15 protein-coding genes are annotated in these 13,260 nt (G+C 39.2%); all 15 read left to right on the forward strand.

All coding sequences use genetic code 11. The features are described 5' to 3' along the window. The first annotated feature begins 3 nt into the window (after positions 1-3). The 15 genes from GX756_01870 to GX756_01940 all read left to right on the forward strand — a co-directional run bounded on the left by GX756_01870 (position 4) and on the right by GX756_01940 (position 13,203). Entirely contained in the window at positions 4-669 is a 666-nt protein-coding gene (locus GX756_01870; protein ID NLC16613.1) for a (d)CMP kinase, read from the forward strand. Continuing rightward, complete coding sequence (locus tag GX756_01875) at positions 666-1,397, forward strand: 1-acyl-sn-glycerol-3-phosphate acyltransferase (GenBank protein ID NLC16614.1); 732 nt, start codon at positions 666-668, stop codon at positions 1,395-1,397. The genes GX756_01870 and GX756_01875 overlap by 4 nt, the downstream gene beginning before the upstream one ends. Further along, on the forward strand, positions 1,390-3,462 hold the full coding sequence (locus GX756_01880) for a bifunctional 4-hydroxy-3-methylbut-2-enyl diphosphate reductase/30S ribosomal protein S1 (GenBank protein ID NLC16615.1): 2,073 nt from the start codon (positions 1,390-1,392) through the stop codon (positions 3,460-3,462). The genes GX756_01875 and GX756_01880 overlap by 8 nt, the downstream gene beginning before the upstream one ends. A gap of 122 nt (positions 3,463-3,584) precedes the next feature. After that, entirely contained in the window at positions 3,585-4,487 is a 903-nt protein-coding gene (locus tag GX756_01885) for a DUF2156 domain-containing protein (protein NLC16616.1), read from the forward strand. An 84-nt stretch (positions 4,488-4,571) separates the two neighbouring features. Next, positions 4,572-5,246 (forward strand): F0F1 ATP synthase subunit A, encoded by a 675-nt coding sequence (locus tag GX756_01890; protein NLC16617.1) that lies wholly within the window; start codon positions 4,572-4,574, stop codon positions 5,244-5,246. A 12-nt stretch (positions 5,247-5,258) separates the two neighbouring features. Next, on the forward strand, positions 5,259-5,537 hold the full coding sequence (gene atpE, locus GX756_01895; GenBank protein ID NLC16618.1) for an ATP synthase F0 subunit C: 279 nt from the start codon (positions 5,259-5,261) through the stop codon (positions 5,535-5,537). Positions 5,538-5,553: 16 nt separating this feature from the next. Then, complete coding sequence (atpF, locus tag GX756_01900) at positions 5,554-6,054, forward strand: F0F1 ATP synthase subunit B (protein NLC16619.1); 501 nt, start codon at positions 5,554-5,556, stop codon at positions 6,052-6,054. Further along, positions 6,055-7,746, forward strand: a complete 1,692-nt coding sequence (locus GX756_01905) for a F0F1 ATP synthase subunit alpha (GenBank protein NLC16620.1) — start codon at positions 6,055-6,057, stop codon at positions 7,744-7,746. Then, positions 7,730-8,605 carry an ATP synthase F1 subunit gamma gene (gene atpG / locus GX756_01910; GenBank protein NLC16621.1) on the forward strand — a complete coding sequence of 292 codons (876 nt, stop codon included), beginning with the start codon at positions 7,730-7,732 and terminating at the stop codon, positions 8,603-8,605. Before GX756_01905 ends, atpG begins: the two co-directional genes overlap by 17 nt. Before the next feature lie 21 nt (positions 8,606-8,626). Beyond that, entirely contained in the window at positions 8,627-10,027 is a 1,401-nt protein-coding gene (atpD, locus tag GX756_01915; GenBank protein ID NLC16622.1) for a F0F1 ATP synthase subunit beta, read from the forward strand. Positions 10,028-10,048: 21 nt separating this feature from the next. Next, positions 10,049-10,468, forward strand: a complete 420-nt coding sequence (gene atpC / locus GX756_01920; protein ID NLC16623.1) for an ATP synthase F1 subunit epsilon — start codon at positions 10,049-10,051, stop codon at positions 10,466-10,468. 15 nt (positions 10,469-10,483) lie between these two features. After that, positions 10,484-11,218, forward strand: a complete 735-nt coding sequence (fabG, locus tag GX756_01925; GenBank protein NLC16624.1) for a 3-oxoacyl-ACP reductase FabG — start codon at positions 10,484-10,486, stop codon at positions 11,216-11,218. Between the two features lie 75 nt (positions 11,219-11,293). Then, positions 11,294-12,370 (forward strand): alanine racemase, encoded by a 1,077-nt coding sequence (alr, locus tag GX756_01930; protein NLC16625.1) that lies wholly within the window; start codon positions 11,294-11,296, stop codon positions 12,368-12,370. A 4-nt stretch (positions 12,371-12,374) separates the two neighbouring features. Then, positions 12,375-12,968, forward strand: coding sequence for a hypothetical protein (locus tag GX756_01935; GenBank protein NLC16626.1), 594 nt, complete (start codon positions 12,375-12,377; stop codon positions 12,966-12,968). Positions 12,969-12,978: 10 nt separating this feature from the next. Continuing rightward, positions 12,979-13,203 carry a hypothetical protein gene (locus GX756_01940; GenBank protein ID NLC16627.1) on the forward strand — a complete coding sequence of 75 codons (225 nt, stop codon included), beginning with the start codon at positions 12,979-12,981 and terminating at the stop codon, positions 13,201-13,203. The last annotated feature ends 57 nt before the right edge of the window (positions 13,204-13,260 follow it).

Genomic DNA, 13,260 nt, shown 5'->3' on the forward strand with positions numbered 1-13,260 from the left:
ATTATGCGTTATTCAATAGCGATTGACGGGCCAAGCGGAGCGGGCAAGAGCACTATCGCTTCGGCTTTGGCAAAAAAGTTAGGAATTTTACATCTTGATACGGGCGCTATGTATCGCGCCGTCGGTTTGAAAATTTTGAGGCTTGGCATTGATTTTTCGGACGAGGAGACAATAGCCCAAGTATTGAAAAATACAGATATAGATATAAAATACGAATGCGGCATACAAAAAGTATATTTGGACGGCGAAAATGTGGATTCGCTTATCAGATTGCATGAGGTCTCAAAAGCCGCGTCGGCTGTTTCGGCGCTTAGGTGCGTAAGGGAAAAAATGGCGCAAGCCCAAAGAAAACTGGCACAAAAATACGATATGGTTGTAGACGGCAGGGATATAGGCACTTATGTCTTGCCCGACGCCAAATATAAGTTTTTTTTGACCGCCGACGAAGAGATTCGCGCCAAAAGAAGACACGAGGAACTAAAAGAAAAAGGCCAACTTATAGATTATAACGCTGTTTTGGAAGATATCAAAAAACGAGACTACATGGACTCCACTAGGGCGATAGCGCCGTTAAAAAAAGCGCAAGACGCTATCGTAATTGATTCATCCAATATGACGCCTTCCGAAGTTGTACAGTCTATGATAAAATACATTAAGGAAAGATTATGACATTATTATATTTGATTGCAGTTATTTTGTTGATTATTCCTTTATGGATTTTGTATCCGATAGAAGTTTTGGGCAAAAAGAGAAAACCAAAAGGCAAATTGATTTTGGTGAGCAACCATATGACCGCGGTAGATCCCTTTTTGCTTGCGGCCCATCATAATCGCCAAATTTATTATTTGGGTAAAAGCGAATTTACCAAAGACTCAAAATTTGTAAGAATTATTTTCAAATGGCTTGGCGTTACCTCTGTTGACAGAGGCAAGCCCGATATCGCGGCTATTAAGGCGATTATCAAGCGCCTTAACCAAGGCAAGACGGTAGGAATCTATCCCGAGGGCACTAGAAACTATAAAAACGAAGACATACAAACCATAAAAAGCGGCAGCGCGATGTTCGCCCTAAAAACCGACGCGCCCGTAGTGCCCATGATACTTTGCAAAAGGCCAAAATTATTTAGGAAAAATATATATATTATGGGCGACCCTGTGGATTTTAGCGAATTAAAAAACCAAAAACTTACCGCCGAAGTTTTGGACAGGGCGGACGAGATTTTATACGACTACATGGTAAAGCTCCACCAGACTGTTAGGTTTTATTCCAATTTAAAAGGAAAAGAAAAAAGGGATTTAAAAAGGAAGTTAAACGATAAAAATATAAAATTTAATGATATTTATAATGAAATTTTTAAAATTTCAGATAATAAAAACAACGAGATAACAAATGGTTAAAAAAGTCATATTGGCAAAAAATATCGGGTTTTGTTTTGGCGTTGAGAAAGCTATTAACACAGCCCAAAAATACGCGCCCGAAGGAGTTTGTTCTTTAGGCCCTATAATACATAACCGCGCGGTTGTTAAAGACTTGGAAGCCAAAGGACTAAAGACAGTAAAAAAAATAGACGAAATCTCATCGTCCAAAGTTATAATCAGATCGCACGGAGCAGGCAAGGCTGTCTATGACGAATTGCAAAAAAAAGGGATTGAGATTATTGACGCCACTTGTCCTTTTGTCAAGAAAATTCACAAAATTGTTGAAAAATATTACCTACAAGGTTATCAAATAGTAATAGCGGGCATAGCTACTCATGGCGAAGTAATCGGGATTAACGGCTGGTGCGACAACTCGGCGATTATTATTGATTCGCGTCAAGATATTCCCTATATAGATTCCGACAAAATATGCGTGGTTGCCCAAACTACATTTTCGGTTAAAGAGTTTGAGCGTATAACTGAATATTTTAATAACTTAAATCAAAAATCAGTTGTAGTTTTTAATACAATTTGTTATACTACCAATGAACGTCAGGAAGAAGCCATTAAGTTAAGCCAAAAATGCGATTGCATGATTGTGATAGGATGTTCCGACAGTTCAAACACAAACAAACTGCTAGATATATGTAAGCGCAATTGTAAAAACACTTACCTCGTAGAAAAAAGCGAAGATTTAGAATCAGTCTTCCCCAAGTTACACGGAACGGTAGGAATTACAGCAGGCGCGTCAACCCCTAGCGAGTTGATTTTGGAGGTTAATCGCTATATGAACGACAACATCAATGAGGGTTCGTTTGAGGCTCTTTTGGAAAGCAACCCTGTTGTCAATTATGTAAAAGGCACGAAGGTAAAAAACGCTGAAATTTTATTCGCGGACGAAAAAGGAATTCATGTTAAGCTAGACGGCAAAAACGACGGGCTAATTCCGCCCGATGAAGTGGAATTAAACGGCGAATACAATCCTGAAAATTATAATCCTGGCGACAAAATAGATATAGAGATTCTTGGTCCTAAGGATAAAGATACCGGCTGCATACCGGCTTCCAAGAAAAAGATTGAAGAAAAAAAGCTACAGGACAAGCTTATAGACGGCATAAGAAACGGCGAAGAATTTTTTATCGCCGTCAAGGCAGTAAAAGGCGGACTATTAGGCAAATACGGCGGTTACCGCGTATTTGTACCGCAATCCCATGTTGAAGAGCGTTATGTTACCGATCTTAGTCCTTACAACAAACAAAAAGTTCGTCTTACCGTGCTGGAAATTGACGATAACAAGAGAAAGATAACGGCTTCCCGAAAAATAATTCTTGCCAAAGAACGCAAAGCCAAAGAACAAGAACGCCGCGCCAAAGAAGACGAAGTTTTGCAAAGACTAACCGAAGGCGACAAGGTGACGGGAAAATTTGTCAGGGCCACTCCTTTTGGAGCGTTTATAGATGTTGACGGTTTGGATTGCCTATGCCGTATTTCAGACCTTTCTTGGAATAGAGTAGGCAAAGTTGAAGATGTATTGACCCTTAACGAAGAGTATGAGTTTTTGGTTTTGTCGGTAGATCGCGAAAAAAGAAAAGTTGCTCTAGGTTATAAACAATTGCATCCCCATCCTTTCCAAGAAGTAGCCGCAAAGTATCCTATAGGTTCTATTGTAACGGGACAGGTCGCTAGATTGGAAGAATACGGAGCGTTTGTAGATATAGAAAACAATATAAGGGGATTAGTACATATTTCGGAAGCCGCGCGCGATTATGTAAAAAACATTAACGATGTCTTAAAGGTTGGCGATGAAGTTACCGCCAAAGTGATTAAGATTGACGAGGAAAATTGCAAAATTTCGCTTAGCATAAAGGCGGCATTGCCCGAAGAAGAAAAAGTTCTTCAAACTAAAAATTCTAAGTCCGAAGAAAAACCTAAAGAATCCCGCAGGCGCGCTAAAGCAGGCAAGCCGTTAGAAAATATCCCTACCCAATGGAAAGAAGGCGCTACCAACACGCCGTTGGCTGAATTATTAAAAGATTTTAAATAAATACCTTTAACCCAAAAAGCGTCAGACCGTCAACTAAAAAGTGGCGGTCTTTTGGTTTAAAGCGTTAACTTAAGAAAATTATTTTGAAAAGATAATAAAAAAAACTAAAGATTGGATACCTTATGAAAACAATTAATTTTTCGCCAATTACCATAAACGATAAAACTATTTTTGACGAATTTTTTAAAAATAACGACAGCATTTCATCGGCTAATGACTTTAGCACCATTTTTTGCTGGAATGTCTCGGGCAACGCCAGATACGCCATTGTTGATGACGATGTTTTGATTGTTTATAATATTTATCAAGGCAAAAAAGTATATTATTTTCCCGTAAGCAAGACCAAAAAAGACATAAGCCCTTATATTGACATGATTTATGAATTTGAAGATTGTGCCAAGCATTTTATAGCCCAAGCCGAAACAAAAGATTTAAACCAGATAAGCGGCGTTAAAGGCTATGAATTGGTATATGACAGGGATTTTTCGGATTATATATATCTTTCTAAAGACTTAAGAGATTTGAAAGGAAAAAAATACCACGCTAAGAGAAACCATATTAATAAATTTAAAAAATCATATAAATACATTTTTAGAGAATACAAAGAATCGGATTATCAAAAATGTATGGATTTGTATGATTTATGGCTGGAAAATAACGGCCTAAGCCCGACATTAGAAAAAACCGCCATAGAATTGGCGTTAAAAAACTACAAACCCCTTAACTTAAAATGCGGCGTGATTGAGATTGACGGCGAAATAAAAGCTTTTTCCATAAACAGTATTTTGCCAAACAAAAAAGCGGGCAATGTTTTATTTGAAAAAGCCGATATTAATTATGACGGGATTTTCGCCGCAATTAATAATTTTTGCGTCAAAGAATTTTTTAAGGATGTAAAATATGTAAACAGACAAGAGGATATGGGAATAGAAGGGCTACGGAAAGCAAAATTGTCCTATAATCCCATATTTATATTAAATAAATACAAGTTAATATGCCAAGCAGATAAAAAATCCAAAAATTAATGTGATTGACGATTAATTGACAATTGAGCGATATAAGAATTATAATAAATTAATTTATTCTAAATGATATTTGAGGGATAATCAATGCCTATAACAAAGCTAAGCCAAGTGATGCCCGATCTTAAGCCAAGAGAAATTAAAATAGGCGGTTTTACCCTGACCGAAACAATGATAAGCTTTTCTATCGTTGTCTTTGGGCTGATTTTGACCGCCATAATTATTAGGGTGTTTTTTGTGCCGCGCTGGCAAAAAAGCAAAAAAGTCGGCGACTTTCAATTGCTGCTAGAAGGTTTGGTAAACTCTTTTGAAAACAACGCCCGCGAACTTACAGGTCCTAGCGCGTCATTTGTCGCGCCTTTGTATTTCACATTGGCTTGTTTTATTTGTTTGGGCACGCTGGTAGAAATGTTGGGACTTCGTCCGCCTATATCCGACTTTAATGTTGTTCTTGTTTTGGGCATTATAACTTTTGTTATTGTCCAGTTTTACGGCATAAGAAAAAAGAAATTAAAAAGATTGCTAAGATATGCAAACCCTTTAAACATCGTGACGGACGCTGTGGTGCCTTTTTCTTTGGCGCTAAGAATGTTTGGAAGCGTATTTAGCGGATATCTTATCATGCATTTGATTTATTCTTTGCCCTTTCCTATAGCTTATCCGCTAATAGGAAATTTGATTTTTACCGTGTTTCACGCATTGATGCAAAGCTATGTGTTTATGATGCTTTCAATGTGCTTTATATCGGAAGTTATGGAATAAAGGAGAAACGAAATGATACAAGCTATCTTATCTCAGCTACAAATCTTAAGCCTAAGCGTCGCAAGCTTACTGGGGCAAGTTGACCTTGCGCCTATAGGAATAGGATTGGCGGTATTTACAGGCATAGGCGCGGGAATCGGCATAGGCATCGCCACAGGCAAGGCGGTGGAAGCCATCGCCCGTCAGCCCGAAGCAGCCGGCAAAATCCGAACCGCGCTTTTAATAGGGCTTGGATTTGCCGAAGCGACGGCTATTTATGGCACATTTATAGCTATTATGATGCTGATCTGAGAAAGGGTTTTAAGTTATGAGCGGAATTATAGAGAGTTTGGGATTGAGCTGGCAAGAGATGCTGTTCTATGCCATTAACCTTGCGATTTTGATAGCGGTAATTCGTTTTTTTGTCTATAAGCCCGTCAAAAAGATAATTGACAACCGCAAAGAACAGCTTGAGTTTTTGTTTGTGGAAAACGAAAGGCTCAATAAAGAAGCGCTTGAACTAAAGAAAAACCATGAAAAAGCTTTGCAGCAAACGCGGCAAGAAGTGGTTAAAATGACCGAAGAAATTACCAAAGACGCTAAGCTTAAGAGCCAAGAAATAATAGAGCAAGCGCAAAAGAAAGCGCAAGAAATTATACAAAAAGCCAAAAAAGAAATAGAAGAAGAAAAAGCCCGCGCGATCAACGCTTGCAAACAGCAAGTGCCGATTGTTTCTGTGGAAATTGCTCGTCAAATAATCCAAAGAGAGCTAAACGAACAAGATCACAAAAAACTTATAGAAGATGCCCTTAGCGAATGGGAGAACTAAATGTCGGTTATTAAAGTCATAACAAGCTATGGCATAGATATTAAAACAAAAAACCGCATAGAAGAAGTTTTTAAAAAAAAGCATAGCGGCAAGGATATTTCTTTTTCATACGAAATAGACCCAAGCATTTTGGGCGGCATTTTGGTTATTGACAACGGGGTCTATTATGACGGCACTTTAAAAAGCCGCTTTATTCAACTACAAGACAAAGACGCCCTCAAAAAGACCAAAATAATATCAGCAGGTTCTGTCATTTATAACGGCGACGGCATTATAAAAATTTCGGGGCTTAACAGCGTCAAATACAACGAGCTTTTAAGGCTGGAAAACGGCGTAGAAGCGATCGCGCTTAATTTGGAAAAAGACGAAGTCGGCGCCGTTGTCTTAGGCGACGAAACCAAAATCGCCATAGGAATGACCGTATATTCCACTGGTCAAATCGTGTCCGTTCCTGTAGGTTCATGCGTTTTGGGCAGGGTAATTAATCCTTTGGGGCATGCTTTGGACGGATTGCCCGAATTAGAAACAGATTTTTATCGTCCCATTGAAGCGCCCGCGCCGTCCATAACTCAAAGGGATAAAGTTACTACGCCTTTGCAGACAGGTATCTTGGCGATAGACTCTATGATTCCGATAGGCAAAGGCCAACGGGAACTTATTATAGGCGATCGCCAAACCGGCAAGACCTCAATAGCCATAGATACAATTATTAACCAAAAGGGTAAGGATATTTATTGCGTTTATGTTTCTATAGGCCAAAAAGCCTCAACTATAAGCAACTTAGTGCGCATTTTAAAAGAGCGCGAGGCTTTGGAATACACATGCGTTGTTTGTTCTACCGCGTATGATAGCGCGCCTTTGCAGTATATAGCGCCTTATTGCGGTTGCGCTATCGCCGAGGAGTTTATGTATAACGGCAAAGATGTCTTGATTGTTTATGACGATTTGTCCAAACACGCCATAGCGTATAGAACGATGTCATTGTTGTTAAAAAGGCCGCCAGGAAGGGAAGCCTATCCTGGAGATATTTTTTATTTGCATTCCAGGCTTTTGGAAAGGGCGGCCAAGTTAAACGCCGAGATGGGCGGCGGCTCAATGACGGCCTTGCCCATAGTAGAAACATTGGCGGGCGATATCTCGGCATATATACCTACCAATGTCATATCAATCACAGACGGCCAGATTTATCTAGAAGACGAGCTTTTTAACGCGGGCATAAGACCGGCAATCAATGTTGGTTTATCGGTATCTAGGGTGGGCGCCAACGCCCAAATACCCGCGATGAAAAAAGTTTCGGGAAAATTAAGGCTTGAGCTGTCCCAATACAGGGAGCTTGCGATTTTTGCCCAGTTTGGCTCGGAATTGGACGCTTCCACCCGTCATATTTTAAGCCAAGGCGAAAAGACCACGGAAACTTTAAAACAGCCGCAATATAATCCCTATTCCGTGGAGGAACAGGTAATATTGCTTTATGCCGTCAATAAAGAGTTTTTAAAAGATATTCCCGTAAAGCAAGTTAGGGAGTTTAATAAAGGTTTGTTAAATTATATAAAAACTTTTCATCCTAATATCATTGACGATATTAGCCAAACATCCGACCTCACAAGGGAGAATATGGAGCGTATAGAAAAAGCTATTATTGAATATAAAGAATATATATTTATATCTGACAATTATGAAAAACTTGACTGATATAAAACATCGCATAAAAAGCATATCTCAAACGCGGCAGATCACTAAGGCTATGGAAACAATTTCTATATCCAGAATGCGCAAAGCCCTTGCCGTGTATGAGAGCAATTTGGTGTTTTTTGACCGCATTAGAAGCGTTATGAGCGACATAATTACTCACTCAAAGGATGTAAGCAATGTTTTTATGCGCTCAAGAAAGGGCGATCGTTCTATTTTTATAGTCATTGCCTCGGACAAAGGGCTTGCGGGCAGTTATAATAACAATGTCTTGGTTGAGGCTTGGAAAATAATAGAAAAAGTTGAAAACAAATATATAATCGCTATAGGGCAAATCGCCCGCGAGTTCTTCCAAAAACGCAATATAATGGTGGATATAGAATTTACTTATTTGACTCAAGACCCTGAATTCGCGGACGCTGTGGATATAGTGGAAAATATTGTTTATTTATATAAACAAGATTTAGTCGATCAAATTTATGTCGTTTATACCGAAATGGTCAATTCATCGTCAATGCGCCCGCAAATTATCAAAATTTTGCCCTTAGAGGCGCAAGATATTACCAAAGATATAAAAATAGAAGAAGATAAGGATGAATACTATTATAAGGAATTATTATACGAGCCTTCGGCTGACGAGGTTTTGGAAGAGCTGGTGCCTCAATACCTTGCGGGCGTTCTATACGGCGCGCTTGTTCAATCGGTGGCAAGCGAGCACCTAAGCCGAATGCTTGCCATGAGCAACGCCACCGTAAACGCGACAAAAATTTTGGAAAAGCTTAACCTTGATTATAACAGGGCAAGACAAGAAAACATTACTAACCAGATAAGCGAAATTATTACATCGGTATTATTCAAATAAGCGCTAAAAGGATTAATTTTAATGGACAAAGAAGTTAACAACGGTTATGTCTTACAAATAATTGGGCCGGTGATTGACGTAAAATTTGAAAATAATCACATGCCCAAGATATACGAAAAATTAGTTATTTATGAAGACGACATTATTGTGCCTTTGGAAGTGTTTTCGCATATAGAAAAAGGCGTTGTCCGTTGCATTGCGCTTAAGGCAACAGAAGGCTTATCTAGGGGAATGCGGGTAATTTCTTCGGGAGAAACCATAAAAGCGCCAGTAGGCGTAGAGGTTTTGGGGCGGGTAATCAATGTTTTAGGCGAGCCTATTGACCAAAAAGGCGAAATTAAAACCAAAGAAAAATGGAGCATATATAGACCTGCGCCCAAATTTTACGAGCAATCCAATAATATTGAGATATTAGAAACGGGCATTAAAGTCATAGACTTGCTTGCGCCTTACGCCAAGGGCGGAAAAATAGGGTTATTCGGCGGCGCTGGCGTAGGCAAAACGGTGCTGATTTTGGAGCTTATACGCAATGTCGCGCACGAACATGGAGGATATTCTATCTTTACCGGAGTAGGCGAAAGAAGCCGCGAGGGTTATGAGATGATACAAGATATGACCCAATCGGGCGTTTTGGACAAAACAGCTTTAGTATTTGGTCAAATGAACGAGCCTCCGGGCGCGCGCATGAAGGTTGCTTTTATGGGGCTTACTTTGGCTGAATACTTTAGAGATGTAATGAATCAAGATGTCTTGCTGTTTATTGACAATATTTATAGGTTTGTCCAAGCGGGTAACGAGGTTTCGGCGTTATTGGGCAGAATGCCCAGCGCGGTAGGCTATCAACCGACATTAGCGCATGAATTGGGGCTTTTGCAAGAAAGGATAACCTCCACAAAAAACGGCTCTATCACCAGCATCCAGGCTATTTATGTGCCTGCTGATGACTTGACCGATCCCGCGCCCGCGGCTATCTTTTCGCATTTGGACGCGACCACTGTTTTGTCCAGAAGAATAGTAGAGCAAGGAATATATCCTGCCGTAGCGCCGCTTGAATCCTCAAGCATAGCTTTAGATCCTGCGGTAGTAGGACAAGAACATTACGATGTCGCCAGAAAGGTTACCGAGAGTTTACAAAGATATAAAGAACTTCAGGATATAATAGCGATTTTAGGCATGGACGAGTTATCGGAAGAAGACAAAAAGATTGTATATAGGGCAAGAAAGATGCAAAAATTTTTGTCCCAGCCGTTGTTTGTGGCGTCTGTATTTACCGGCGTAGAAGGCAGATATGTGGATACCAAAGCCACTGTGCAAAGTTTTAAGGCTATTTTGGACGGCGAAGTGGACGAGCTTAACGAAAACGCTTTTTATATGGTCGGCGATTTGGATGAAGCAAAGAAAAACGCCGCCCAAATGCATTAAATGCTTGGGTTTTTGGTTATTATGGAAAAAGTCATAAACGAGTTTTATTTGGAAATAGTCACGCCTGATAGATTGTTTTTTAAAGGCTATGTTGAGTCTTTGGTTTTTAATTCGTCCTCGGGCGAGATGGGCATAATGTATAACGCCTTGCCTATGGTAACCGCGCTAAAACCCGGAACAATAAAAATACGCCAAAAAAACAAATGGATGGAAGCCCATAGCGGCGAAGGTTTTATACAAGTCCGTCCCAAAAATGTGATTATAATGGCGCAAACGGCAAAATGGCCGTATGAACTGGGTATTGCGGACACAAAACCTAGACACGATACGCTGGCAATTAAGAAGAAAAAAGAACAATCTTTAAAAGAATATAAACTTGCCAAGGCGCAATTAGCTCGGCATTTTGCCAACTTAAGATTAAGGGATCATGATATTGATTAACAAGAGGGTCAAAATTTGAAAAAAACAGTTTTAATAACGGGCGCTTCAAAAGGCATTGGCAGGGCGACCGCCATTTTGTTCGCCCAAAAAGGATATAATGTTTCAATCAATTATAACCATTCGCATAACGAAGCCCTAGACTTAATGAAATATATGATAAAAAACGGCTACTTTGCCGCCGCCTACCAAGCGGACATATCAAAGAAAGAGCAAGCCGTCGGCTTGGTTGAAAAGACTATAAACGATTTTGGCGGCCTTGATGTGATTGTCAATAACGCGGGCGTCGCCCAAACCAAATTGTTTACAGAAATAACCGAAAACGATTGGGATAAAATCTTTGATGTCAATATTAAGGGTATGTATTTTGTGTTAAACGCGGCGTTGCCTTTTTTGATTTCACAAAAACGGGGAAAGATTATTAATGTCTCTTCCATATGGGGCGTATGCGGCGCGTCTTGCGAAGCGCATTATTCTTCGGCAAAAGCCGCTGTAATAGGGCTTACTAAGGCGCTGGCAAAAGAATTAGGCCCTTCGGGCATTAATGTAAATTGCGTTTGCCCCGGCGTCATTGACACTCAAATGCTGGATGAATATAACAAAGAAGAACTTGACGCTTTAAAAGACAAAACGCCTTTGGGAAGGTTGGGAACGCCCGAGGATGTAGCCAAATGCATATATTTTTTGGCGTCAAAAGACGCTGATTTTATCACCGGTCAAATTTTAAATGTTGACGGCGGTTTTGCTATTTAATAGTATTTTTATCATTTTTTCCTTTGGGTTTTTCATATATAACTATTAAGAAAAACCTGTTTAGGAAAAAATATTTTGACTTATTGCGTAATTGATATCAACGCGCTCAAGCACAATTTCAAAGTTTTAAAAGCGAATACCGCGTCCAAAATCTGCGCCGTAATCAAGGCGGACGCTTACGGACACGGCTTAATCCAAACAGTCCGCGCTTTAGCGGAGGCTGATTGTTTTGGCGTCGCAAGGGCTAACGAAGCCATTGCGCTAAGGGATGCCAATATCAATAACGACATTTTGTTAATGGGAAGTTTTGACGATAAGGCTACTTTAAAAGAGTTAATTGACAATAATATTATTTTAACTATCCATTGCTATGACGAGTTAAAACTCTTAACACAGCTTGCCAAAAAACACAACGGCATAATCAAAACACATTTAAAAATTGACAGCGGAATGAATAGATTAGGAATATCGGATAAAGAAACTTTGGATAAAATCCTTAATCATATGTCCCAAATAGGCAATATAAAATGCGACGGTATTTATACCCATTACGCCACTTCGGATTCGGACGTTTCGTATTTGGAAGAGCAATATAATAAATTTTGCAAACTGACTAAAACATATAAAATCAAAAAGCACTCGGCGAATTCGGCGGCCGTTTTTCAAGGCAAAAAATATCATATGGACATGGTAAGGGCGGGCATAATGCTGTATGGTTATATTGACAAGAATTTAAAAACTTATGACGGCCAAAAGGTATGCGATATAATTAAGCCCGCAATGGGTGTTTATGCCGATATAGTACAAATTAAGTCTTTGGACGCGGACTCTTATATCGGCTATGACAAGGCCTACAAAACCCAAAGGCCCTTCAAGATAGCCATAATTTCCATTGGCTATGGGGACGGATATCCTAGGCTTGTCAATACTGGCCATGTTATTATCAAAAACAAAAGATGTAATATATTAGGCAAGGTTTGTATGGACTTAATGGCGGTAGATATTACCGATGTTAAAAATGTTTCTTACAAAGACAAAGCGGAAATTTTTGGGAAAAATTTGGGCGCCGATGTTGTCGCGGAATGGAATAAAACAATTAGTTATGATATACTATGTTCAGTAACTAAACGCGTAAAAAAGATATGGATTTAGAATTATGGACAAAAAAATCAAAGGCAGCGGCATTAAATATATATTCACGAGGGGCTTGTTTTTGTTTATGGTCGGGCTTATGTTTGATGTTATGTCATTGCCCATAATGGCCATACATAGCCCTTTTTGGAGCGTCTTTTTTTCATTGGCGATAATAATCCCTTTTTTGTATGTTGTTTTTGTTTCGGGCCGTATGTCGGGGGAGCATTGTTTCAAAGCCTATAAGCGCAATTTATTAAGGGCAAAACAAGGCGAGCCTATTTTAAAATCTCAAAAATTTTTGGAATATCATTGGGCGAAAGGATTTATTTTTTCGGCTGTTTATTATATATGGCAAGCCGTAATTTTAATTTTGGCATTAACGCTAAAAAATAGAATACTAAACACAATTATTGTCTTTTATAATCTCGCCTTTGCGAATATATTGGATATCGCAGGGATTATTAATATGAGCGCCGTAAGCAATTTTAGCGCCTTGTTTTTTATTATTATTTTTGCCGTTCCGTTAATTTTTGAGGCTGGCTATATCTTGGGCGGCGAAAGACAAAAAAAGCAACACCAAGAAATTCAATTAGAAATTAAATTGTTTAACAATTAAGGGTGTTCAAATGCGGATTATCGTTGGAAAACATAAAGGACGAAAGCTTATCTCCCCAAAAGACAAAAATTTAAGGCCTACTGCGGATCGCGTCAAAGAGGCGCTTTTTAATATTATCCAAAATGGTTTGGCTGGTTCTTATTTTTTGGATTTGTTTTCGGGAACGGGCAATATTGGGATTGAGGCGATAAGCAGAGGCGCAAAAGTTACTTTTTGCGATAACAATATTCAATAAATTAAAATAATAAAGGCCAACCTTGACTTAACAAAAGAACCCGCCGAAATTTTAAAT

It is taken from the genome of Clostridiales bacterium, assembly GCA_012512255.1.
In the GTDB taxonomy this organism is placed as follows: Bacteria; Bacillota; Clostridia; order Christensenellales; family DUVY01; genus DUVY01.

Bases quoted from the DNA above. Each gene is read 5' to 3' on its own strand.
- atpE (NLC16618.1), top strand. From the start codon at position 5,259: ATGATACAAGCTATCTTATCTCAGCTACAAATCTTAAGCCTAAGCGTC.
- GX756_01905 (NLC16620.1), top strand. From the start codon at position 6,055: ATGTCGGTTATTAAAGTCATAACAAGCTATGGCATAGATATTAAAACA.
- atpC (NLC16623.1), top strand. From the start codon at position 10,049: ATGGAAAAAGTCATAAACGAGTTTTATTTGGAAATAGTCACGCCTGAT.
- GX756_01935 (NLC16626.1), top strand. From the start codon at position 12,375: ATGGACAAAAAAATCAAAGGCAGCGGCATTAAATATATATTCACGAGG.
- GX756_01885 (NLC16616.1), top strand. From the start codon at position 3,585: ATGAAAACAATTAATTTTTCGCCAATTACCATAAACGATAAAACTATT.
- atpD (NLC16622.1), top strand. From the start codon at position 8,627: ATGGACAAAGAAGTTAACAACGGTTATGTCTTACAAATAATTGGGCCG.
- GX756_01940 (NLC16627.1), top strand. From the start codon at position 12,979: ATGCGGATTATCGTTGGAAAACATAAAGGACGAAAGCTTATCTCCCCA.
- GX756_01870 (NLC16613.1), top strand. From the start codon at position 4: ATGCGTTATTCAATAGCGATTGACGGGCCAAGCGGAGCGGGCAAGAGC.
- GX756_01890 (NLC16617.1), top strand. From the start codon at position 4,572: ATGCCTATAACAAAGCTAAGCCAAGTGATGCCCGATCTTAAGCCAAGA.
- atpF (NLC16619.1), top strand. From the start codon at position 5,554: ATGAGCGGAATTATAGAGAGTTTGGGATTGAGCTGGCAAGAGATGCTG.
- GX756_01880 (NLC16615.1), top strand. From the start codon at position 1,390: ATGGTTAAAAAAGTCATATTGGCAAAAAATATCGGGTTTTGTTTTGGC.
- atpG (NLC16621.1), top strand. From the start codon at position 7,730: ATGAAAAACTTGACTGATATAAAACATCGCATAAAAAGCATATCTCAA.
- GX756_01875 (NLC16614.1), top strand. From the start codon at position 666: ATGACATTATTATATTTGATTGCAGTTATTTTGTTGATTATTCCTTTA.